The organism is Streptomyces sp. NPDC087845, from assembly GCF_044742755.1.
In the GTDB taxonomy this organism is placed as follows: domain Bacteria; phylum Actinomycetota; class Actinomycetes; order Streptomycetales; family Streptomycetaceae; genus Streptomyces.
Map to the genome: position 1 here is coordinate 40751 of NZ_JBIUVC010000007.1, position 21002 is coordinate 61752.

Below are 21002 nucleotides of genomic sequence, written 5' to 3' on the forward strand. Positions count from 1 at the left end.
GGGAGCACGCGACCGCGCCGACGCCGATCCGGCGGTTGCGGGACCGGATCGGCGCCACGGCGGCACGGGTGCGGACGGCCCGGACCGGCGGGGAGGGCCCGGCCGTGTCGGTCCTCCCCGCCGAACCGGTGTGCCGCCGTTCGGTGCAAGCGCCGTCGTGCCCGGCCGCCGGTCGCGCACCCCGGCGGTCCTTACCGTCTTCACGGCCCTCACGGCCCTTACCGTCTTCACGGCCCTCACGGCCCTTACCGTCTTCACGGCCCTCACGGCCCTCACGGCCCTCAGGATCTTCAGGACCCTCAGGGCCTTCAGGACCCTCAGGATCTTCAGGACGAAACGGTGTCCAGTGCCGGGTAGTCGACGTACCCCTTCGCGTCCCCGCCGAAGAAGGTCGACGGGTCCGGGGTGTTGAACGGGCCGCCGGCCTTCAGCCGGGCGGGCAGGTCCGGGTTGGCGATGAACAGCGCGCCGTAGGAGATGATGTCGGCGATCCCGTCATCGATCACCGAGTGGTCGGCCGGCCCGGTCGGCCCGTCCGTCAGCACGTTGACGACGAAGGTGCCGGAGAACTGCTTGCGCAGGGCGAGGGTCAGTTCGCGGATCTCCACCGCCTCCAGGACGTGCAGGTAGGCGAGGCCGATCGGCTCGATCTCCCGCACCAGCGCGGTGTAGACGGCTTCCGGCGCGGGCTCGGCGATGTCGTTGTACGCGTTTCCCGGAGAAATGCGCAGCCCCGTCCGCTCCGCGCCGATCTCGGCGGCGACGGCCTTGACCACCTCGACGGCGAACCGGATACGGCCCTCGTCGGAGCCGCCCCACTCGTCCGTGCGGAGGTTGGTGTTGGGCGCGAGGAACTGGTGGATGAGGTAGCCGTTGGCACCGTGCAGCTCGACCCCGTCGAAGCCGGCGTCGACCGCGTTGCGGGCGGCCGCCGCGAAGTCGGCCACGGTCTGCCGGACCTCGTCGCCGGTCAGCTCGCGCGGTGTGGTGAAGTCCTCCAGTCCCGCGCCGGTGTACAGCCGGCCGGCGGGCTTGACCGGGGAGGCACTGACCGGGGTGAGCCCGTCCGGCAGCAGGACCGGGTGGCCGATCCGGCCCGCGTGCATGAGCTGGGCGAAGATCCGGCCGCCCGCCGCGTGCACGGCGTCCGTGACCCTGCGCCAGGACGCGACCTGCTCCGCGCTGTGCAGTCCCGGGGTGCCGGGGTAGCCCTGGCCCACCACCGAGGGCTGGATGCCCTCCGTGATGATGAGGCCCGCCGAGGCACGCTGGGCGTAGTACTCGACGACGAGATCGGTGGCGGTGCCGCCCTCACCGGCCCGGCTGCGGGTCATCGGAGCCATCGCGATGCGGTTGGCGAGCTGGGTACCGGACAGGTCGATCGGGTCGAATGCGGTGGTCATGGAAGCCCCCAGAGAATTATGTGGTCGACCAAGTATCTGCGACTCGCTCACTGTAGCCCATTACTTGGCCGACCAAGGTAAAGTTCACGGAAGGCGGCCGGAGCCGGCGTCGGAGCAGCCGGCCGGGGCGCTGCCGATCAACACGTTACGGAGACCCGATGAAGGCCGAACGAGCCGATTCCACCGAACCGGCCGGACCCGCCGACCCCGCCGGTCCGTCCGGCCCGTCCGGTTCATCCGGTCCCGCCAGTCCCGCCGGTCCCGCCGAATCGACCGGCGTCGCCGGATCGGCCGATCCCACCGCCGACCCCGCCTGTACCCGACTGCCGAGCGCCGCACGCGGCGGCCCCGTCAGCCACGCCGTCTCGCGGATCGCCCGGCTGCACCGGATCGCGGCGGGCAAGCTGCTCAAGGGGCTCGGGCTCTACCCCGGCCAGGAGTTCCTGATGATGTGCCTCTGGGACACGGGGGCGGTGCGCCAGTCCGAGCTGATCAAGGCCATGGACCTCGATCCCTCCACCGTCACCAAGATGCTCCAGCGCCTCGAACAGACCGGGCACGTCCGCCGCTGCCCCGACCCCGACGACCGCCGGGCCGTCCTGGTCGAGGCCACCGACGACAGCTGCGCCCTGCACTCGGACGTCGAGCGTGCCTGGACGAATCTGGAGGAGCACACCCTCGCCGGACTGGACGCGGCCGAACGTCAGGAGCTGGCCCGGCTGCTCGCCAAGGTCGAGGAGAACCTCAGCCGGGAGACCGAGGACTGCCCCGAGCGCCGCTGATCCCTCTACCTTCCCCGGCCTTTTCCCCGGCTTTCTTCCTCCTCCCCCGGCCTTCCTTCCCAGCCATTTCCTTCTCCCCGGCCTTCTTCCCCGGCCTTCTTCCTTCTCCCCCGGCATCCGCGCGGGTTCAGCCGGAGAGCACGTCCAGGACCCGGTCCACGTCGGCCTCCGTGTTGTACAGGTGGAAGGTCGCGCGCAGGCTTCCCGCCCGGTTCCCGACCACCACCCCGGCCCGCGCCAACTCCGGCTCCCGCTCGCCGAGTCCGGGGACGGCGACGATCGCCGACTCCCCCGGCACCGCCTCGTGCCCCAGCCCGGCCAGCCCCGCCCTCATCCGGGCCGCGAGCCCGGTGGCGTGGGCGTGGACGGCGTCGATACCGACCTCGCCCAGCAGCGCGAGGGAGTGCTCGGCGCCGTGGTACGGGAGGAAGGCGGGCGGTTCGTCGTAGCGGCGGGCGGTCGGGGAGAGCCGCTCGACCGGGCCGTACGTACTGCTGCTGGGGTCGTCGGAGGCGATCCACGCCGCGAAGACGGGCGGAAGGGTGCGCTGCGCCTCCTCGGTGACGGTGAGGAACGACGTACCCCGGGGACAGAGCAGGAATTTGAAGCCGCCGGTGACGGTGTAGTCGTACGCCCCGGCGTCCAGCGGAAGCCAGCCGGCCGCCTGGGAGGCGTCGAGCAGCGTCCGGGCCCCATGAGCGGACGCCGCCGCGCGTACCGCGTCGAGATCGGCGACCCGGCCGTCGGCGGACTGCACGGCCGAGAAGGCGACGAGCGTGGTGCCGGGCCGCACCGCGTCGGCCAGTCCGTCCAGCGGGACATAGCGCACCTTGAGATCGCCACGGACCGCGAACGGGCTCACGACGGAGCTGAACTCCCCCTCGGGCGCCACGACTTCGGCCCCGGGCGGCAGCGAGGCCGCGATCAGTCCGACGTGCACGGAGACCGAACTGCCGGTGGCGACCCGGTCGGCGTCGATCCCGACGAGACGGGCGAAGCCGGTCCGGGCCGCTTCCACCGCTTCGAAGTCACCGGAACCGGCCCTGCGGCCCGCGGCCAGCGCCTCGACGAGCGACTTCACCGCCTCCACGGAGCGGCGGGGCAGCAGCCCGCAGGTGGAGGTGTTGAGGTAGGTGGTCTCGGGCGCGAACTCGTCGTCCACCGAACGGCTGAGCGAAGTGGTCTCCATGCGTCCAGCCTGCGGTGCCCTTGACCCGAGGTCAATCAACCATGCGCAGAGTCAAGGGGGACAGCCCGGCGGTGCCGCGGGCTCGGCCTTCACGGTCGCCCCGCGGGGGCGCGGCGTCCGTCCGGCCGGCTCAGGCGTTGCTTCCGTTCTGCGGGACCTCGCAGGCACCGTCGGCGTCGCACGCCGCGGCGTCCCCGCCGATCGCGGTGAGCGGCCGGTCCTTCCACGCCTGTTCGAGTGCCTGGGCGAACACCTCGGCGGGCTGGCCGCCGGAGATCCCGTACCGCCGGTCGAGCACGAAGAACGGCACGGCGTTGGCCCCCAGCTCGGACGCCTCCCGCTCGTCGGCCCGCACCTCGTCGGCGTACGCCTCCGGGTCGGCGACGACGGCGCGCGCCTCTTCGGCGTCGAGCCCGGCCTCGACGGCCAGCTCGACCAGCACGTCACCGTCGAAGACGGAGCGCTCCTCGGCGAAGTTCGCCCGGTAGGCGAGGCTCAGCAGCTCGTCCTGGCGGCCGCGGGCCTTGGCCAGGTGGAGCAGCCGGTGGATGTCGAAGGTGTTGCCGTGGTCACGGCCCTCGGCGAGGTAGCCGAGCCCTTCGGACTGCGCGTTGGCCGCGACGTTCGCCTCCATGGCCTGCGCCTCTTCACGGGTGCGCCCGTACTTCTGCGCCAGCATGTCGATCACCTGCGCGGTGTCCCCCTTGGGGTACGCGGGGTCGAGCTCGAAGGACCGGTGCACGACCTCGACCTCGTCGCGGTGGGCGAATCCCGCCAGGCCCTTCTCGAAGCGGGCCTTCCCTATGTAGCACCAGGGGCAGGCGATGTCGCTCCAGATCTCGACGCGCATGTCTCTTCTTCTCTCCGTGTTCCCGTATGTACGGCTCAGGCGACGCGGAGCCACCCTCCGCTCCCGTACACAACGCGCGAGCGGACTCTCTCATTCCCCGGTGGGGACCCTGGCGGCCCCGGTTCGGACCCTGGGCCCTGGCGGCCCCGGTTCGCGCCATGACGGTCTCGACGGGGCTGAGCCCGGTCTCGGCGTGGAAGCGCCGCGAGAGCATCTGTACGGAGACACCCGCGTTGCGGGCGGGGTCGGTGGGGGGCGGCGGTTCGCCGAGGTGCCGCACCGCCCACGCGCGGGTGCAGGCGAAGGAGGCTCCGCGCCCGGAAGGCAGCGGGGTGGTGCGCGGCGTCTACGGTGTCCGGGCCGGGGAGGCGCCGGTCCCTGGCCGGCCGGCGCCGGGCTCGGCTATTCCGCGGTGCTGAGTTCCCAGAACCGGAAGACGGTCGATGTGTCCAGGCAGTTCTGCAGGCCCCGGACGTTCTCGTGGGCGACCGCGTACTGCTTGCCCTGCCAGAGAGGCAGGAGCGGCAGCTGACTCGCCACGATGTCCTGCAGCTTCATGAAGTCCTGCCGGGTGTCCGCGCGGTCGGTCATGGACGAGGTCTTCGGGATGATCCGGTTGATTATCTCTTTGTTCTCGAAGTTGTTCGACAGGACGTTGCCCTTGCCGAAGAACGGCTGGGTGAAGTTGTCGGGGTCCGGATAGTCCGGCACCCAGCCCTTGACGTAGACGCCGTACTTGCCGTCGGCGATGTCCTTCTCGTACTGGTCGAACGGGACGGACTTCATCCTGGCGTCGAAGAGTCCACTCTTGTTCAACTGATCGGCGATGGTCTGGAGTTCGTCGTCGGTGGCGGGTCCGTAGCGGCTCGGGGTGGACCAGAGGGTGAGCTTCACCTTGTCGGTGATGCCGGAGTCCCGCAGGGCGGCCTTCGCCCGTTGCGGCTGCGGGCTGTCGCCGTACGTGTCGAAGAAGGAGGTGCCGTGGCCGGTGATACCGACCGGGACGATCGAGTAGAGGGGTGCCGCCGTGGACTGGTAGACGTGGCTGACCAGGGAGTTGCGGTCTACGAGATAGGCGATGGCCTTGCGCACGGCGAGCTTGCCGACCACGGGGTCGGCAACGTTGAAGACCATGTGCTGGACTTCGGCGCTGTTCCCCTGGACCACCTCGATGCCGTCCTTCTGGGCCGTGGGCGAGGCGTCCAGGGCGGCTATCGCCTTGGCGGTGAGGCCACGGTAGGCGATGTCGACCTTGCCCTTCTCCAGGGACGTCCTGAGGGCCTGCTGGTCGCCGTGGAAGAGCTGCAGCGTCACGCCGGAGTTCTTCACCTCGGCGTTTCCGCGGTAGCCGGAGTAGACCGAGAAGTCGGCCTTCGACTTGTCGATGGAGTCCAGCTTGTAGGGGCCGGAGCCGACCGTCTTGCCGCCCTCCAGCAGGCTGTCCTCGGGGTAGACGTGACGGTCCACGATGGAACCGGCGCCCGATGCGATCTTGCTGGGAAATATCGCGTCCGGCACCTTGAGGTGGAAGACGACGGTCTTGTCGTCCGGAGTCTTGATCGACGAGATGGTGGCGAGCAGCGGTGCCGGGCCCGCCGGATCGTTGATCTTGATAGCCCGGTCGAAGGAGTACTTGACGTCCGCCGATGTGAGGCTGTTGCCATTGCTGAACTTCAACCCGCCACGCAGGGTGCAGGTGTAGGTCTTGCCGCCGTCCGAGAAACTGCACTCCTCGGCGGCCTCCGGCACCGGGATGGAACTTCCGGGCGGGAAGCTCAGCAGGGACTGGAAGACGTTGTTGAACAGCAGCCAGGACCCCGGGTCGTACCCCGCGGCCGGATCCGTCGCCAGAATGCCGTCGGACATCCCGACGACCATTCTGTCCTTGGACTCGAACGGCCAGATCTCGTCCTCGGAGCCGCAACCCGCCAGCAGCACCATTGCCAATCCCCCTGCGAACAGGGCACTCGACCGCCTCGTACGAACCTTCACAGAACGTGCCTCATACTCTCGGCCGGCCTCATGGGTGTCCCGCGACAACCGGATCGGTTCAGGAAGTACTGCGAACGCCGCGACCGTCCAGCACTGCCAGCCCGGCCGGACGCGGTGGTGCGGGACCGAACAGCCTGCCCGGACTCGGCGTTCACCAGTGAATTCCATGCGTACGGACTGGCTGCCAATTTTCCAGCCGGTGAACGAAAAGGGGCAGGTCATGGTCGGTCTCGTGGTGCGGCCAACAATCTAGTAGTACACGGTGTCGCGCGATGGCACATCGTGCGCCAAAAAAATCTCGCTGAATGCCGGTACTGTTGGCCTGGTATGCCTGGTATCAGATCATGGTGGCCGAGCCGACCGACCCGGTCGCCACTCCGCCGGAACTGATCGGCGAGCGGCCCCGGATGGGCAGTACACGGGCCGCGCGGCGGCCTCGCGGGTCACCTTCCTGGAAACCACGGCCTGCCCGACGGCCCCGGTCCGCCGCCACGTTCCATCACCACGTCGCCGAGGCCGAAAATCGTCGGATCATCAACGGAACAGCCGTGCTCCTGACGCCCATCGGCGGGCCGTGGATGTCCGTCGGCACTGGCGAAAACCGGACGTGTACGAAGCGTACGCCCTGACACGGACATAGGACACGTACGGGAGTTGATCGACGAACACCGGCGAAGTCGCCGGGGCACGCACCGCCCTGCAACGGGCCGCGCGCACCCCGGTGTCCTCAGATCATCGGCGTCCTCAGATCTTCCCGGCGCCCGTGGGTGTCGCGGAGACCTCTGCCCAGACCGTCTTGCCGGACGGCGGGTACGGACGCACACCCCAGTCCGCCGCGAGAGCATCGACGATGATCAGCCCCCGGCCTCCCTCGACGGCCTCTCTCAACACGGCGGGCAGGAGGCGTTCCCCGCGCGGGTCCGTGACCTCGATCCGCAGCCGTGCGGTCGGAAGGGGGACCAGCCCGAGCCGGAAGCCCCGCCCCTCCAGCCGCCCGTGCGTCACCGCGTTCGCCGCCAGTTCGGCGACGACGAGCGCGGCGGCGTCGGTGCGCTCGGCGCCGCGCGGCCAGCCCCATGCCACCAGCTGCTCCACGGCAAGCAGCCGGGCGAGGCGGGCTCCACGGCGGGTCGCGCTGAACAGCTGTGTGAACTGGTGTGCGGAAAGCGACTGTTGGGGAGTTTCGATCTCTACGGATTCACTCGTCACGCCACTCAGCGTGGCCAAGTGACCGTACGCTGACCAGCAACGACAGCGGTACGTAGCGTGCGCGTACCGATACGTACGGCGACCGGTACCGGTTGTCCGCCGTGACGTGACGGCGCGCGCGGTCGGCCCATGGAACGAAAGCGGGCAGCAATGGAGCTGGACGGTGCGATCGGTGGCGACGACGACTCGGAGGAGGCCGCCGACCTGTTCCGGGTGATCGGCCGCCAGGCCCGGCTGCTGCGGGAGCGCGCCGGCCTCACCCAGCGGGAGCTGGGCGACCGGCTCGGCTACAGCGAGGACTTGGTCCGTTCGCTGGAACGCGGACGCAGGACACCGCAGCCGGACTTCCTGGACGCGGCGGACGACCTGCTGGAGGCGGGCGGACTGCTGCGGGCGACGAAGGAGGACGTGGCGCGGGCGAAGGCACGGGCCCGGGTGAAGCATCCGGCGTGGTTCAAGGACTATGCGAAGTTGGAAGCGGACGCCGTCGAGCTTTCCTACTACAGCAACCACACGGTACCCGGCCTGTTCCAGACCGAGGCACATGCTCGCGCCCTGTATGCCATGCGCAAGCCATTGCTGGACGACGAACTGATCGAGCAACGCGTGGCGGCGCGCCTGGCAAGGCAGGCGGTGTTGACGAACCGACCGGCTCCGATGGTGAACTGCGTCATCGAGGAAGCCGTTCTGCGACGCCCGATCGGCGAATGGGACGTTCACAAGGAACAGCTCAACGAGCTGATCAGGCTCGGTGGACTGCGTAACGTAGAGCTCCAGGTCATGCCCTTGGACAACTCTGAACACGCAGGTCTGGGCGGCCCGTTCATCCTCCTCACGCCGACGCGCAAACCCCAGGTCGGATACCTTGAGGTACAGAACATCAGCCGGTTGATCACCGACCCGGAGGAGGTCCGTATCCTGGCTGCACAATATGGATGCATCCGGTCCCAGGCACTCACCCCACGCAAGTCCTCGGCTCTGATCGAAAGGTTGCTGAAAGACCAATGAAGCCCGACGTCCGCGTTCAGAGCCCGGCAGACAGCTCGTGGATCAAGAGCAGCTACAGCTCCAACGAGGGCGGCGAGTGCGTCGAGGTATCCATCACCGAGCAGGCGATCCTCGTCCGCGACTCAAAAGACGCGTCCCTCCCCCACCTGACGCTCGGCCCCACCGGCTGGACGCGCTTCGTCCAGTACGCGGCCGGGGCCTGAACGACCGGTCGCCCGGCGCCGACCGCATGGCGCCGGGCGCTGGTCCGCGTCTCACGGCCCGACCGTGCCGCCCGGGTTCAGCTGCCGTCGCGCAGGTCGGCGACTCCCGTCGTACGGAACGCGATCCGGTCGAAGGCCGCCTCGCAGCCCTCGCCCGTCGGCGACTGGACCAGGAAGCCGATCGACGCCTCGGCCGCCCGTTCCGGTTCGCCGAGGGCGAAGACGCGGACGAAGGTCCACTTCTCGCCGTCGGGTGAGGCGTGGAAGGCGAACGCGTTGCCCGCGCGGCTGAGGCGGAGCCAGCAGCTGTCGCCGTCCACGACGAAGGAGTTGACGTCGTCGGAGTGGCCCCGGGTGACGACCGTGCAGACGGTGGGGAGGTCCGGGGAGAGTTCCAGGCAGATCTTGGCCCACTCCCGTTCGCCGACGTGGAGGTAGAGCACTCCGGCGTCGAAGGCGGCGGCGAAGCCGACCCGGACCCGGGCGATCAGCTGGAAGTCGCCCCGGGGCGCGGGACCGAGGAGGCGGGGTGCGTCGCTCGCGGAGTCGAGGGCTTCGCCGCCCGGTGGTACGAAGCGGTCCTGGCGGGCGCCCGCCCGGCCGGTCAGTACGCCGCTCTCGTACGTCCACTCGGCCTCGGGGCCGAACGGGTGCAGCGCAAAGGGGAGTTCGGGAAGGTGCGGGGTCATGCGCGTCGGCCGTCCACGCGGCGGGGCAGGTTCAGGGGGTTGTCCTCGCGGAGTTCCGGGGGGAGCAGGGCCTCGGGGGTCGTCTGGTAGGTGACCGGGCGCAGCCAGCGTTCGATCGCGGTGGCGCCGACCGAGGTGGAGGTGGAGGTGGTGGCCGGGTAGGGGCCGCCGTGGTGCTGGGCGGGGGCGACGGCGACGCCGGTCGGCCAGCCGTTGACGAGGACCCGGCCGGCCAGCGGGGTGAGGGCCGCGAGGAGTCCGGGGGCGTCGGCGTCGGCGCCGTCCGTGGCGATCTGGAGGGTGGCGGTGAGGTTGCCGGGGAGCCGGGAGAGGACGGCGGTGATCTCGTCCTCGGAGGCGTAGCGGGCGACGACGGTGACCGGCCCGAAGCACTCCTCCAGGAGCGCGTCGTGCGGGCCCTCGGTGGTGAGGAGGTGCGCCGGTACGGTGAGGAAGCCGGCCGCGACGGTGTGGTCGCCGCCCGCGCCGGGGGTGACCGGGGCCTCCACATCGGGGAGTCCGGCCCGTTCGCGTACACCCGCGACGAAGGCGTCGCGCATGCGGTGGTCGAGCAGGACTCCGGCCTCGGTGTCGCTGACCGCGTCGGTCAGGGACTTCAGCAGCCGGTCGCCCTTCTCGCCGGCCGGGGCCAGGACGAGGCCGGGTTTGGTGCAGAACTGGCCCGATCCCATCGTCATGGAGCCCGCGAGCCCCGCGCCGATCTGCTCGCCGCGCTCCGCGGCGGCCGCCTCGGTGACGACGACGGGGTTCAGGGAGCCCAGTTCGCCGTGGAAGGGGATGGGCACGGGGCGGGCTGCCGCCGCGTCGAACAGGGCGCGGCCGCCGCGTACGGAGCCGGTGAAGCCGGCGGCGGCGACGAGCGGATGCTTGATCAGCTCGATGCCCGCGTCGAAGCCGTGCACCAGGATCAGCACGTCCTCCGGCAGGCCCACCCGGGCCGCCGCCCGGCGCAGTACGGAGGCGCACAGTTCGGAGGTGGCGGGGTGGTCGGGGTGCGCCTTGACGACGACCGGGCAGCCGGCGGCCAGTGCGCTGGCGGTGTCGCCACCGGGGACGGAGAAGGCGAGCGGGAAGTTGCTGGCCGCGTAGACGGCGACGACGCCGAGCGGGATCTTGTAGCGGCGCAGGTCGGGCCAGGGCGGGGTCCTGGTGGCGTCCTCGTGGTCGATGTGGATGTCGAGGAAGGCGCCCTCGTCGACGACCTCCGCGAAGGCCCTCAACTGGGCTGCCGTACGGGCGAGTTCACCGGTGAGCCGGGCCGGGCCGAGTGCGGTCTCCGCGTCGGCCGCCTCGATGATGTGCTCCCCGGCCTCGGTGAGCAGCTCGGCGGCCGTACGCAGGAACGCGGCGCGCACGGTGCGGTCGGTGAGCGATGCGCGCACCGCGTGGGCGGCCCGGACCGTACGGTCGACCTCCTCGGCTGTAGCCTCCACCGCAACCTGCTCACGCGGGTTCCCGGTACGGGGGTCGACGCTCCAGACTGGTGCTGCTGCCACCGTGATTCCTTCCGCTCCGCTGCCACACATCAGAAGTTGTTCGGTATTCTGAACAGAGTTCCTGAACGTGAATATGTGGCGACTCTATTTCCGGGCGTTCGGTGTTGGCAAGGAGTCGCCGATTCCAAGGGGCCGCAGGATTTCGCAGGTGGGTTGGAAGGGGCGTAGGACGATGTCGGCTGCCGAGTCTGGTGGGGCACAGGTCAAGTCCGCTGTGCGGACGGTGGAACTGCTCGAATACTTCGCCGGGCGGCCCGGCATGCACTCGCTCGCGGCGGTGCAGGAGGCCGTCGGCTATCCCAAGTCCAGCCTCTACATGCTGCTGCGCACGCTGGTGGAGCTGGGCTGGGTGGAGACCGACGCGACGGGCACGCGGTACGGGATCGGCGTACGGGCCCTGCTGGTCGGCACCTCGTACATCGACGGCGACGAGGTCGTCGCGGCCGCCCGTCCGACCCTGGACCGGCTCTCCGACGACACGACGGAGACCATCCACCTGGCCCGCCTCGACGGGACGAACGTGGTGTACCTGGCCACCCGGCAGTCCCAGCACTATCTGCGCCCCTTCACCCGCGTAGGCCGCCGGCTGCCCGCCCACTCCACCTCGCTCGGCAAGGCGTTGCTGGCCACCCACAGCGACGAGCAGGTCCGCAAGATGCTCCCTCAGACGCTGCCCGCGCTGACCGAGCACACCATCACCGACCGCGAGAAGCTCATCGAGGAGCTGCACCTCATCCGCGAGCAGGGGTACGCGGTGGACCGCGAGGAGAACACCCTAGGGCTGCGCTGCTTCGGGGTCGCCGTCCCGTACCGCACCCCCGCGCGCGACGCCATCAGCTGCTCGGTGCCGGTCGCCCGGCTCACGCCCGCGCACGAGCAGATGGTGAAGGACGCGCTGTTCGACGCGCGCGACCGCCTCACGCTGGCCACCCGGAGGCTCTGACATGCGGGTCTCCCTGCGAGAGGTGCGCGACAGCGACCTGTCCCTGTTCTTCGCGTTCATGTCCGACCCGGAGTCGGTCAGGACGGCCGCCTTCACCAGCGAGGACCCCACCGACCGGCATGCGTTCGACGCCCACTGGCGACGGATCCTGGCCGACGGGTCCATCGTGATGCGGACGGTGGTCGTGGACGGCGTGGTGGTCGGCAACACCGGGGCGTACGGGCCGCCGGGCGGCCGCCAGGTCACCTATTGGATCGACCGGGCGCACTGGGGCCGCGGGCTCGCCACGGCCGCGCTGCGCGCGCTGCTCGACGTCGTACCGGAACGCCCGCTGCACGCGCGGGCCGCGGCCGACAACGCCGGTTCGCGCCGGGTGCTGGAGAAGTGCGGGTTCGCCGTCACCGGCAAGGACCACGGGTTCTCGCACGCCCGGGGCGAGGACACCGACGAGCTGCTGTTCACCCTGCCGGGGTGACCCGGGGGCGTCCCCCCACGGCCGCGCCCGGCCGCACATGAGGAATCGGTGAGAAGCGGCACATCTGGGAACACCGCGCCGCGCCCCGCTCGTCCCTCCCGTGGGATGAACAAAACGATCAGGCACACCTCGGTCTTCTGTCTGCTGCTGGTCCTCGCCCTGCTGGTGCGGGCGACCTGGCTGCAGGCGTACCAGGCACAGGCGCTCGCAGACGACGAACACAACCGGCGGAACACCATCGCGCAGTACGCGCAGCCGCTCGGGGACATCATCGTGGCCGGGAACCCGGTCACCGGATCGAAGAGGACGACGGGCGGCGACCTCGCGTACAAGCGCACCTATACGCAGGGCGAGCTCTACGCGGCCGTCACCGGCTACAGCTCGCAGGCGTACGGTGCCACGCAGCTCGAAGGGATCTACAGTCATGTGCTGGACGGCACCGACGACCGGCTGAAGAACCCGATGGACGTGGTGACGGGCAAGCAGGCGGCCCCCGGCAACGTCCTGACGACGATCGACCCCGATGTACAGAAGGCGGCGTACGAGGCGCTCGGCGACGACAAGGGTGCGGCGGTCGCGATCGACCCGAAGACCGGGCAGATCCTGGGCGTGGTCTCCACCCCCTCGTACGACCCGTCGAAGATCAGCGGGACGGCGGACGGCGACGCCTGGAAGAAGCTGCTCGACGACAAGGAAAAGCCACTGGTCAACCGCGCGCTGCGGCAGCCGCTGGCACCCGGTTCGACGTTCAAGCTGGTGGTGGCGGCCGCGGCGCTGGAGGACGGACTGTACAGCTCCGTCGACGAGCGCACGGACAGCCCCAATCCGTACCCCCTGCCCGGCACCACCACGAACCTGGAGAACGAGAGCGCCTCGGCCCCCTGCGAGAACGCCACGCTGCGCACCGCGCTCCAGTACTCCTGCAACAACGTCTTCGGGAAGGTCGCCGTCGACCTCGGCCAGGACAAGGTCAGGGCGATGGCGGAGAAGTTCGGCTTCAACACCGAGAAGCTCGACATGCCGGTGCGGGCCTCCGAGAGCGTCTATCCGTCCGGCATGGACAAGCCGCACACGGCGATGTCGGGCATCGGCCAGTTCGAGGTCACCGCGACACCGCTGCAGATCGCCATGGTCTCGGCGACCCTCGCCAACGGCGGCGAACTGGCCGCACCGCACATGGTGTCCGAGGTGACGGACTCCAAGGGCAACACGCTGCAGGACTTCGCGGACGGGCACACGAAGCGGGTCGTCTCGCAGTCGACCGCCGAGCAGTTGCGCAGCGCGATGGTGACCGTCGTCGAAGAGGGCACCGGCACCAACGCCCGGATCTCCGGCGCCGAAGTGGGCGGCAAGACGGGCACCGCGCAGAACGGCGTGGGCAACAGCAAGTCCCCGTACGCCTGGTTCACCTCGTACGCGAAGGACAAGTCCAGCGGCAAGGAGGTCGCGGTGGCGGTGGTCGTCGAGGACTCGGGCGCGGCCCGCGCGGAAGTCAGCGGCAACGGCCTGGCGGCGCCGATCGCCCAGAAGATGATGAAGGCGGCGCTCAAGGGGTGAGAAGGAGCGACGTCGGCGCGTCGCACGGCGCTGTCCGGCACGGGCGCCCCGGGCCGGAACCGGGGTGGGCGCCGCACAGGACATGGGTGACGGGCCCTCCCGTCTCGCGTACCGGGTCTCCTCCATGACGTGCGAAGTACGGCTGCGCGGCGTGCGAAGTACGGCTATGTGGCGTGCGAAGTACGACGCGATGAAGCCAGAAGGGGCCTGACCGTCTCGTCCACGCTTCTGGCAGAAGAACTCCGCGGGCATCCGGCATGTGCCCTACACCCGGTGTGGGGCCGGCCGGCGCGGCCGGGTGCGGAGTAGGGCATCCGCCCGATGCCGCCGAGTGGCCTCAGTGACCAGCCTGAGCAGGTGACGCAGGTACGGGTCAGGAGGGCTGTGGTGGGTGCGATGGCACGGTCGGCGACGGTGCGGGTGCTGCGGGACCGTACGGCGGGGCTGTTTCTGACGGCGGTCGTCGTCTCCGGTTTCGGAACGTCCGCGATGTGGCTCGCGGCCGGGGTCTGGGTCAAGTCGCTCACCGGCTCGGACAGTCTGGCGGCGCTCGCCGTCTTCACCATGTGGCTGCCGGTGCTGGTCGGGCCCGCGCTCGGGACGATCGCCGACCGGATCCCCAGGAAGCCGCTCCTCGTCCGGTCGAACCTCGTCATGGCGGCGCTGCTGACCTCGCTGGTCGTGGTCGATTCGGCGGGGCGGATCTGGATCCTCTTCGCCGTGCTCGTCCTGTACGGAACGAGTTTCGTCCTGATGGACGCGGCCGAGTCGGCGCTGGTCGCCGGGGCCGTCGACGCGCGGCTGCTGGGCGATTTCAACGGACTGCGGATGATGGCGAACGAGGGCATGAAGCTGCTGGCGCCGCTGGTCGGCGCGGCGCTGTACGCCCGGTTCGGGGGCGGCGCGGTGGCACTGCTGGACGCGGTGTCGTTCGCGCTGGCGGCCGGGGTCTACGCACTGCTGCCGGCTCCGGTACCGGTACCGGTACCGGCCGCTCCGGCCGACAAGCGGGGAGAACTCGCCGCGGGCATGAGGCAGTTGTGGAGATCGCCGGTGCTACGGCCGCTCGTGCTCGCGGGCTCGGTGACGATGCTGTGCGCGGGACTGAACGGAGCCGCGGTCTATGCCGTCGTCGATGACGGTCTCGGGCACTCCCCCACGTACGCGGGGGTGCTGTACGCCGTGCAGGGCGCCGGATCCGTCGCCGTCGGGCTGCTGGCCGGGCCGCTGCTGCGGCGGCTGCCCGAGCGGGTGTTCACGGCGGCCGGAATCTCACTGTTCGCGGTGGCGGTGGGGGCGCGGGCGCTGCCGTACGACGCGGTGGCGCTGGCGGCGAGCGCGGCCATCGGGATCGGGCTGCCGTGCGTGCTGATCGCCGCGATGACGGCGGTGCAGCGGGAGACCCCGGACGCCGTGCTGGGTCGTACCACCGCGACCGCCAACACGCTGTTGATGGCGCCGAACGCGGTGGCGCTGGCGCTCGGCGCGGGGCTGGTCGCGCTCGTGGACATCCGGGTGCTGCTGCCGGCGACCGGCGCGGCGGCGCTGCTGACCGCGGTCCTGCTGGTCACGGGCCGGCGGATGGGACCGCCCCTGCCCGAACGGAGCCGAGAGCCCGGGGACGGCTGACGGACACCCCCACCGGCCCGGCCCCCTCACCAGCCCGGCCACCTCACCGACCCGATCCCTTTCACCGGCCCGGTCCGCTCACCGGCCGGGTCCCTTCACCGGCCCGGCCCTTTCACCGGCCGAGGCGCGACAGCGCTCCGGCGACGGCCCCGCGGTCCGGGCCGGAGGCCAACCCGGCGTGATACAGGCGCAGTTGGTTCGCGCCGAGCGATGCCGCGTGCGCGGCGTCCCGCTCCAGCGCGGCGGGACTGCCGCCCATCCCCGTGACCACGGTGAAGTTGGCCGCGAGCACGCCCTCGCGCCCGGCGAACGGGCCGAGTACGGCCTCGCGCGCCGCGTCGCCACCGGTGCAGGGCAGCACCACACCGTCCGCCACGGACAGGATGTGCTCCGGGTCGACACCGACGTTGGCGCCACAGCGGTACGGGGCGGGGTCGGCGTGCAGCAACACCTGGAAGCCCGGCTCCGCCGCCGCCCGCACGGCGGCGACCGCGGCCTCCTGGAGCGTACGGGCGACCCGGCCGCGCCACTGGAGGGTGGCGGCGGCGAGGTCGGCGCCGAGCAGCTTCTCGATGCCCGCCCGCCCGGCCTCCGGGGAGCCGGAACCGGACCAGGCCGGCTCCAGCGCGCGGCGTACGGCCGCCGCCAGTTCGTCGCCGTCCAGGCCGTGTTCGGCGTACCCGGTCCGACAGGCCGGGCAGAAGCAGAGCGACATCAGGTACTGCGCCGCGTCCCCGAGACCGACGCCCGCGATCTTGTCGTGGGCGTGCAGATGCGCGAAGCCGTACCAGCCGCAGGACTCCAGCTCCGTGCCGCGCGCCCCGTCCCGCACCGCCGCCTCCGCCGCCAGAGCGACCAGGTACTCGCCCACCGCGGGCTGGGCGATGCAGGGCGCCCACGGGTAGCGGTCGCCGTAGGCGTTGACCACCGAGGTGCCCGGATGCTCGGCGCCCATCCGGGAGTTGTGCGCGAGGACCACCCAGGTGTGCACCTCGAGACCGGCATCGGTGAGGGCCTGTGCGGCCTCGGCGTACGGATCGTCCGAGGCCACCCAGGACTGTTCGTACGGACGCAGCTCGCGCCCCGCCCACCGTGCGGCGTCCGGCGGGTAGAGCACCGCGGCATGCTCGGCGGTGACGATGCGGCTGCCGGGGTGGCGCGGGGTCAGCGCCCGGGTGGAGTGGTAGGCGGCGGCAAGCGTCACCTGCTGGACGCCCAGGTCCGCGACGCGGGCGGCCGCGTCCGGGTCGCCGACCACGTCCCACGGGTAGAGGAAGGCGGAGGTCTTCATCCGTGCCGCTCCTGCCCGTACTTCTCCAGCAGGGCGCGGCCGCGCGCGATGATCCCGGTGAGCTCCTCGATGTGGGCGGCGGGAGGCTCGCTGAGGGGGGTCCGCACCTCGCCCACGTCCAGACCGCCCAGCCGGACCGCCGCCTTGACGAGCGAGACCGCGTAACCGCGGCCCTGGTCGCGCAGCTCGACGAGCGGCCGGTAGAAGTGGTCCAGGAGCCCGGCCACCAGTTCGTCGTCGCCGGAGTCCAGCGCCCGGTAGAAGGCGAGCGCGATGTCGGGTGCGAAGGCGAAGACGGCGGAGGAGTAGAGCCTGACACCGATGCCCCGGTAGGCGAGGCCGGTGAGTTCGGCGGTGGGCAGCCCGTTGAAGTACAGGAAGTCCCGGCCGGGCCGTTCGGTGCGGACGGCGCTGACGATGCGCTGCATCAGATCGAGGTCGCCGTAGCCGTCCTTGAGGCCGATGACACCGGGCGTCCCGGCCAGCGCGACGACGGTCTCCGGGGTGAAGACGGCGTTGTCCCGCTGGTAGACGATCGTCTCCAGGCCGGTGGCCGCGGCGAGCGCCGTGTAGTGGCCCAGCAGTCCCGCCTGGTCGGCGACGACGAGATACGGGGGCATCGCCAGGAGCCCGTCCGCGCCCGCCTCCTCCGCGAGCCTCGCGTACTGGATCGCGAGCGCCGTGCCGTATCCGGCGCCCGCGACCACGGGCACCTCTCCGGCGGTCTCCTCGACGGCCGCGGCGACGACGAGGCGGAATTCCTCCGGTGTCAGCGCGTGGAACTCGCCGGTGCCGCAGCAGGCGAAGACGGCCGCCGCACCTGCGTCGATGCCGGTCCGCACATGCGTGCGGAAGGCGTCGAGGTCGACGGCGCCGTCCGGTCCGTACGCGGTGACGGGGAAGAAGAGCGGCCCGGCGACACGGCCGAGTCGGGCGGCAAGAGGGGCTGAGGTCACGAGCGCTCCCTGAGCAGATTCAGGCGTGCACAATTCTGATCGGTGTCCATATTCATGAACGCCTTCACGCTAAAGCAGCCGCCCGGCGCAGGTCAAGGCGGTGGCCCGCAACCCGTCCGGGCCCGACGGCGGAGCCTCCGACGCCGTACAGATGCCGGAGGCAGGAATCGACAGCTCCGCAAGAGAGGGCCCCGACACTTGACGCGATGCGACCGAACTTCTTAGCTTGTCCATGCATATGAATGCCGTCCATGGAGTTGACGCCCCGTGTGCACGCGCCACGGGTGCCGCAGGGCCCGTGCCCGGCGCGCAGCTCGCGCGCCGGCGCCTATGTACCGAGGAGATCCGCGTATGCCCGCTCCCCGCACCGTCCTGCTGACCGGCGCCGCCGGCGGCCTCGGCACCCTGATGCGCGGACTTCTGCCCGCGTACGGCTACGAGCTCCGCCTCTTCGACATCGCCCCCGTGGCGGGCGAGCCGGACGCGATCACGGCCGACCTCGGTGACAAGGAGGCGCTGCGCGAGGCCGTGCGGGGTGTCGACGCGATCATCCACCTCGCGGGCATCTCCCTGGAAGCCTCCTTCGACAAAATCCTGAAGGCGAACATCGAGGGGACGTACAACCTCTACGAGGCCGCGCGCCAAGAGGGCGTGCGGCGCGTCGTGTTCGCCTCCTCCAACCACGTCGTCGGCTACACCCCCCGCCCGCTCCCCGGCGATCCGCTGATCCCCATCGGCGCCCCGCGCCGTCCCGACACCTTCTACGGCCTGTCCAAGTCCTTCGGCGAGGACCTCGCCCAGCTGTACTGGGACCGGCACGGCATGGAGACCGTCTCCGTGCGCATCGGCTCCTGCTTCCCGGAGCCGGTATCCGTACGGATGCTCTCGGTCTGGATGAGCCCCGAGGACGGCGCCCGGCTCTTCCACGCCGCGCTCACCGCCGAGGACGTGCGGCACACCGTCGTCCACGGCTCGTCCGCCAACACCCGGCTGTGGTGGGACCTCACGACGGCTCGTTCGCTCGGATACGAGCCCAGGGACGACTCGGAGCGTTACGCGGCCGGGCTCATCGCCGACCAGGGCGAACTGGACCCGGACAACCCCGACCACGCCCACCTCGGCGGCCACTTCTGCACCAACCCGCCGATCTGGCCGCGCTAGCCAGGACTCATCGGGCTCCCGCCGGTACCCCGGTCCTGCCGCACCCACCCCGTCGCCGCACCCGCCACACCCGCCGGCCCCCGGTCCGCCGTTCCCCCGGTCCGCCGTTCCTCCCGGCCCCTCCCGTCCCGCCGCGTCAAGAGTGCGCCAAAGCGGCCGAAGCGGGCGAAGGTAAGGGAACGGCAAAGCCCGGTCGTTCGTTACCCCGTGCATGACCGCTATGACCCCCGGCTCGAACATCCCTCTCTCCGCCGCCCGCGTGGCAGTGGACGTCTCCGCCCCGGTGCGGCTCGACGTTTCGGGCCTGCTGCTCACCGCCGACGGCAAGGTGCGCTCCGACGACGACTTCATCTTCTACAACCAGCCCGCGGGCCCCGGGGTGACCTACCGCTCCGGCGGCGGCACCGCACCGGACGCGATCGTGGTGGACACCAGCGCGGTCCCGCCGGGCATCGAGAAGATCGTCGTCACGGCGAGCCCGGACGCGGCGGGCCAGACCTTCCAGGGCATCGAGCCCACCGCGACCGTGCGCAACGCCGACGACAGCAGCGTGCTCGCCACGTTCACGCCGCCCCGCCTGGGCGCCGAGACGGCGCTCGTGGTCATCGAGGTCTACCTCCGCAACGGCGCCTGGAAGGCCCGCGCGGTCGGCCAGGGCTATGCGAACGGACTGGCCGGAATCGCCACGGACTTCGGCGTCTCGGTCGAGGAGGAGCCCGCCGCCGCTCCTGCCGCCGCACCCGCGCCCGCCCCCGTCGCACCCCCGATGCCCGCCGCCCCGCCCGTGGACCCGCGGATCGCCGCGCCGCCGGCCCCCGCGGCCCCGCCGGCCGCCGCGCCCGCCGCGCCCGCCGCGCCCGCCGCCTCCGGCAAGGTCAACCTCGACAAGGGCCGGGTCAGCCTCCAGAAGAATCAGACGGTCTCCCTGGTCAAGGGCGGCCGGCCGCTGCTCTCCCAGGTCAAGATGGGCCTCGGCTGGGAGCCCGCGTTCCGCGGCAAGGACATCGACCTCGACGCCTCGGTGATCGCCTACGGCCCCAACCGGAACCACCTGGACAGCTGCTACTTCGGCAAGCTCTCCATCCTGAACGGCGCGATCAAGCACTCCGGCGACAACCTCACCGGCGAGGGCGCGGGCGACGACGAGGTGATCGTCGTCGACCTGGGCCGGATCCCGGCGGAGGCGACCGGCCTGGTCTTCACGGTCAACTCCTTCACCGGCCAGAAGTTCACCGAGGTCGCCAAGGCCTACTGCCGGCTGATCGACGCCGCCACCGGCGAGGAGCTGGTCCGCTTCGACCTGACCGGCGCCGAGCCGCAGACCGGCGTGATGATGGCCAAGCTGATCAAGCAGTTCTCCGGCGAGTGGGAGATGACGGCCATGGGCAACTTCGTGAAGTCGCGCACCGTCCGCGGCATGGTGAAGCCCGCCGCCCAGGCCCTGTAACGCCGCGACAGTCTCCGGCGAGACTCTCCGGTACGGCTTCAGGGGCACCTGCGAGTGCCAGGTGCCCCTGAAGCCGTAGAGCGCGACGGACGCGGACGCTGCGCGTGCTCGCCGGCTCTCTCAGAGCTTGGTCAGCTTGGAGTACGGGCTCAGGATCCTCCCCTGCCGCCCCGAGAAGTCGATGAGCACCGCGTCGTTGTCGCCCTCGATGGCAAGGATGCGACCGAGTCCGAACTGGTCGTGCGACACCCTGTCGCCCACATCGAACAATTCGACCGGTGGGGCCGCCTGGGCCGGGCGGTTGAAGGGACTGGAGGGCAGGTGGCGCCGGGATCCGGCTGACTGTTTCATTACCTTGAGTATGCGCCCTGGGAAGGCCCGACGCCATGCCCGTCCGCTCCTGGGGGCGTACTGATGCCGGATTCGTAATCAGCGATTCCGGGGCCGGTCCGCGTCCGGGCCCGCCTCCAGCAGCGGCACCGTGCGGAAGGCCGCGTCCGAAAGACCCCCGAAGGTATGACGGTTCCGGCCCCCCGGTGGAGCGTGCCCGACCCGGAATCCGGCCGGGTTCCCGGTGCGGACGGGCACTCCGCACGGCACGGCCGCGGCGGCGTCCGCGGCGTACGGGAGCGGCACCCGGGCTCCACGGGGCGCGGGGGAATCACCCACGTGAGCGACTCCCCCGCGTGCCGGTGGTACCG

General features: G+C 70.9%; 19 protein-coding genes and 1 pseudogene. 9 read left to right on the plus strand and 11 right to left on the minus strand.

The window, feature by feature from the left end; all coding sequences use genetic code 11:
* Positions 1 to 326: 326 nt before the first annotated feature.
* Positions 327 to 1403 (minus strand): alkene reductase, encoded by a 1077-nt coding sequence (locus ACIOMQ_RS19175; RefSeq protein WP_362206043.1) that lies wholly within the window; start codon positions 1401 to 1403, stop codon positions 327 to 329.
* Positions 1404 to 1561: 158 nt separating this feature from the next.
* Between ACIOMQ_RS19175 and ACIOMQ_RS19180 the strand changes: the two genes are divergently transcribed.
* Positions 1562 to 2185 (plus strand): MarR family winged helix-turn-helix transcriptional regulator, encoded by a 624-nt coding sequence (locus ACIOMQ_RS19180; protein WP_401264452.1) that lies wholly within the window; start codon positions 1562 to 1564, stop codon positions 2183 to 2185.
* 127 nt (positions 2186 to 2312) lie between these two features.
* Here the strand turns inward: ACIOMQ_RS19180 and ACIOMQ_RS19185 are convergent, their stop codons facing one another.
* The 4 genes from ACIOMQ_RS19185 to ACIOMQ_RS19200 all read right to left on the minus strand — a co-directional run bounded on the left by ACIOMQ_RS19185 (position 2313) and on the right by ACIOMQ_RS19200 (position 7425).
* Positions 2313 to 3374: an aminotransferase class V-fold PLP-dependent enzyme gene (locus tag ACIOMQ_RS19185; protein ID WP_401986898.1), complete on the minus strand. Its 1062-nt coding sequence runs from the start codon at positions 3372 to 3374 to the stop codon at positions 2313 to 2315.
* A gap of 130 nt (positions 3375 to 3504) precedes the next feature.
* Complete coding sequence (locus tag ACIOMQ_RS19190) at positions 3505 to 4224, minus strand: DsbA family oxidoreductase (RefSeq protein ID WP_362206052.1); 720 nt, start codon at positions 4222 to 4224, stop codon at positions 3505 to 3507.
* Between the two features lie 402 nt (positions 4225 to 4626).
* Positions 4627 to 6216: an ABC transporter substrate-binding protein gene (locus tag ACIOMQ_RS19195; RefSeq protein WP_362206055.1), complete on the minus strand. Its 1590-nt coding sequence runs from the start codon at positions 6214 to 6216 to the stop codon at positions 4627 to 4629.
* Positions 6217 to 6960: 744 nt separating this feature from the next.
* The gene (locus tag ACIOMQ_RS19200) at positions 6961 to 7425 is read right to left on the minus strand and encodes an ATP-binding protein (RefSeq protein WP_401986897.1); all 465 of its coding nucleotides are present in this window, start codon (positions 7423 to 7425) and stop codon (positions 6961 to 6963) included.
* Between the two features lie 150 nt (positions 7426 to 7575).
* Between ACIOMQ_RS19200 and ACIOMQ_RS19205 the strand changes: the two genes are divergently transcribed.
* Positions 7576 to 8433 carry a helix-turn-helix domain-containing protein gene (locus ACIOMQ_RS19205; RefSeq protein ID WP_402189648.1) on the plus strand — a complete coding sequence of 286 codons (858 nt, stop codon included), beginning with the start codon at positions 7576 to 7578 and terminating at the stop codon, positions 8431 to 8433.
* Entirely contained in the window at positions 8430 to 8636 is a 207-nt protein-coding gene (locus tag ACIOMQ_RS19210) for a DUF397 domain-containing protein (protein WP_362206064.1), read from the plus strand. Before ACIOMQ_RS19205 ends, ACIOMQ_RS19210 begins: the two co-directional genes overlap by 4 nt.
* A 77-nt stretch (positions 8637 to 8713) precedes the next feature.
* On the opposite strand, the gene ACIOMQ_RS19215 is transcribed toward ACIOMQ_RS19210, so the two are convergent.
* Both ACIOMQ_RS19215 and ACIOMQ_RS19220 read right to left on the minus strand, forming a co-directional pair.
* Entirely contained in the window at positions 8714 to 9325 is a 612-nt protein-coding gene (locus ACIOMQ_RS19215) for a DUF1349 domain-containing protein (protein WP_362206067.1), read from the minus strand.
* Positions 9322 to 10842, minus strand: a complete 1521-nt coding sequence (locus ACIOMQ_RS19220) for an aldehyde dehydrogenase (NADP(+)) (RefSeq protein WP_362206070.1) — start codon at positions 10840 to 10842, stop codon at positions 9322 to 9324. The genes ACIOMQ_RS19215 and ACIOMQ_RS19220 overlap by 4 nt, the downstream gene beginning before the upstream one ends.
* Before the next feature lie 172 nt (positions 10843 to 11014).
* Here ACIOMQ_RS19220 and ACIOMQ_RS19225 point away from each other — a divergent pair, with 172 nt between their 5' ends.
* The 4 genes from ACIOMQ_RS19225 (at position 11015) to ACIOMQ_RS19240 (ending at position 15446) form a co-directional block, all read left to right on the plus strand.
* Positions 11015 to 11785, plus strand: coding sequence for an IclR family transcriptional regulator (locus ACIOMQ_RS19225; RefSeq protein ID WP_362206073.1), 771 nt, complete (start codon positions 11015 to 11017; stop codon positions 11783 to 11785).
* Position 11786: 1 nt separating this feature from the next.
* Positions 11787 to 12260, plus strand: a complete 474-nt coding sequence (locus tag ACIOMQ_RS19230) for a GNAT family N-acetyltransferase (protein WP_362206076.1) — start codon at positions 11787 to 11789, stop codon at positions 12258 to 12260.
* A gap of 105 nt (positions 12261 to 12365) precedes the next feature.
* Entirely contained in the window at positions 12366 to 13817 is a 1452-nt protein-coding gene (locus ACIOMQ_RS19235) for a penicillin-binding transpeptidase domain-containing protein (RefSeq protein ID WP_401264464.1), read from the plus strand.
* Positions 13818 to 14213: 396 nt separating this feature from the next.
* Positions 14214 to 15446 (plus strand): MFS transporter, encoded by a 1233-nt coding sequence (locus ACIOMQ_RS19240; protein ID WP_401756826.1) that lies wholly within the window; start codon positions 14214 to 14216, stop codon positions 15444 to 15446.
* Between the two features lie 112 nt (positions 15447 to 15558).
* Here the strand turns inward: ACIOMQ_RS19240 and ACIOMQ_RS19245 are convergent, their stop codons facing one another.
* Together ACIOMQ_RS19245 and ACIOMQ_RS19250 are read right to left on the minus strand one after the other, a co-directional pair.
* On the minus strand, positions 15559 to 16737 hold the full coding sequence (locus ACIOMQ_RS19245; protein WP_401986895.1) for a hypothetical protein: 1179 nt from the start codon (positions 16735 to 16737) through the stop codon (positions 15559 to 15561).
* A complete protein-coding gene (locus ACIOMQ_RS19250) occupies positions 16734 to 17693 on the minus strand; it encodes a 5-dehydro-4-deoxyglucarate dehydratase (protein WP_362206085.1) in 960 nt (319 codons plus the stop codon). The genes ACIOMQ_RS19245 and ACIOMQ_RS19250 overlap by 4 nt, the downstream gene beginning before the upstream one ends.
* 351 nt (positions 17694 to 18044) lie before the next feature.
* On the opposite strand from ACIOMQ_RS19250, the gene ACIOMQ_RS19255 reads away from it, so the two are divergent.
* Together ACIOMQ_RS19255 and ACIOMQ_RS19260 are read left to right on the plus strand one after the other, a co-directional pair.
* Positions 18045 to 18854, plus strand: coding sequence for an NAD(P)-dependent oxidoreductase (locus ACIOMQ_RS19255; protein WP_362206088.1), 810 nt, complete (start codon positions 18045 to 18047; stop codon positions 18852 to 18854).
* A gap of 211 nt (positions 18855 to 19065) precedes the next feature.
* On the plus strand, positions 19066 to 20301 hold the full coding sequence (locus ACIOMQ_RS19260) for a TerD family protein (protein WP_402189651.1): 1236 nt from the start codon (positions 19066 to 19068) through the stop codon (positions 20299 to 20301).
* A 120-nt stretch (positions 20302 to 20421) separates the two neighbouring features.
* Here ACIOMQ_RS19260 and ACIOMQ_RS19265 read toward each other — a convergent pair whose 3' ends face one another.
* Together ACIOMQ_RS19265 and ACIOMQ_RS19270 are read right to left on the minus strand one after the other, a co-directional pair.
* Positions 20422 to 20652, minus strand: coding sequence for a hypothetical protein (locus ACIOMQ_RS19265; protein ID WP_362206094.1), 231 nt, complete (start codon positions 20650 to 20652; stop codon positions 20422 to 20424).
* Positions 20653 to 20730: 78 nt separating this feature from the next.
* Positions 20731 to 20916 (minus strand): annotated as a pseudogene (locus ACIOMQ_RS19270) (TROVE domain-containing protein); the annotation flags it as partial.
* Positions 20917 to 21002 lie beyond the last annotated feature (86 nt).

Bases quoted from the DNA above. Each gene is read 5' to 3' on its own strand.
- ACIOMQ_RS19175 (WP_362206043.1), bottom strand. From the start codon at position 1,403: ATGACCACCGCATTCGACCCGATCGACCTGTCCGGTACCCAGCTCGCC.
- ACIOMQ_RS19180 (WP_401264452.1), top strand. From the start codon at position 1,562: ATGAAGGCCGAACGAGCCGATTCCACCGAACCGGCCGGACCCGCCGAC.
- ACIOMQ_RS19185 (WP_401986898.1), bottom strand. From the start codon at position 3,374: ATGGAGACCACTTCGCTCAGCCGTTCGGTGGACGACGAGTTCGCGCCC.
- ACIOMQ_RS19190 (WP_362206052.1), bottom strand. From the start codon at position 4,224: ATGCGCGTCGAGATCTGGAGCGACATCGCCTGCCCCTGGTGCTACATA.
- ACIOMQ_RS19205 (WP_402189648.1), top strand. From the start codon at position 7,576: ATGGAGCTGGACGGTGCGATCGGTGGCGACGACGACTCGGAGGAGGCC.
- ACIOMQ_RS19210 (WP_362206064.1), top strand. From the start codon at position 8,430: ATGAAGCCCGACGTCCGCGTTCAGAGCCCGGCAGACAGCTCGTGGATC.
- ACIOMQ_RS19215 (WP_362206067.1), bottom strand. From the start codon at position 9,325: ATGACCCCGCACCTTCCCGAACTCCCCTTTGCGCTGCACCCGTTCGGC.
- ACIOMQ_RS19225 (WP_362206073.1), top strand. From the start codon at position 11,015: ATGTCGGCTGCCGAGTCTGGTGGGGCACAGGTCAAGTCCGCTGTGCGG.
- ACIOMQ_RS19230 (WP_362206076.1), top strand. From the start codon at position 11,787: ATGCGGGTCTCCCTGCGAGAGGTGCGCGACAGCGACCTGTCCCTGTTC.
- ACIOMQ_RS19235 (WP_401264464.1), top strand. From the start codon at position 12,366: ATGAACAAAACGATCAGGCACACCTCGGTCTTCTGTCTGCTGCTGGTC.
- ACIOMQ_RS19240 (WP_401756826.1), top strand. From the start codon at position 14,214: ATGGCACGGTCGGCGACGGTGCGGGTGCTGCGGGACCGTACGGCGGGG.
- ACIOMQ_RS19245 (WP_401986895.1), bottom strand. From the start codon at position 16,737: ATGAAGACCTCCGCCTTCCTCTACCCGTGGGACGTGGTCGGCGACCCG.
- ACIOMQ_RS19255 (WP_362206088.1), top strand. From the start codon at position 18,045: ATGCCCGCTCCCCGCACCGTCCTGCTGACCGGCGCCGCCGGCGGCCTC.
- ACIOMQ_RS19260 (WP_402189651.1), top strand. From the start codon at position 19,066: ATGACCGCTATGACCCCCGGCTCGAACATCCCTCTCTCCGCCGCCCGC.
- ACIOMQ_RS19265 (WP_362206094.1), bottom strand. From the start codon at position 20,652: ATGAAACAGTCAGCCGGATCCCGGCGCCACCTGCCCTCCAGTCCCTTC.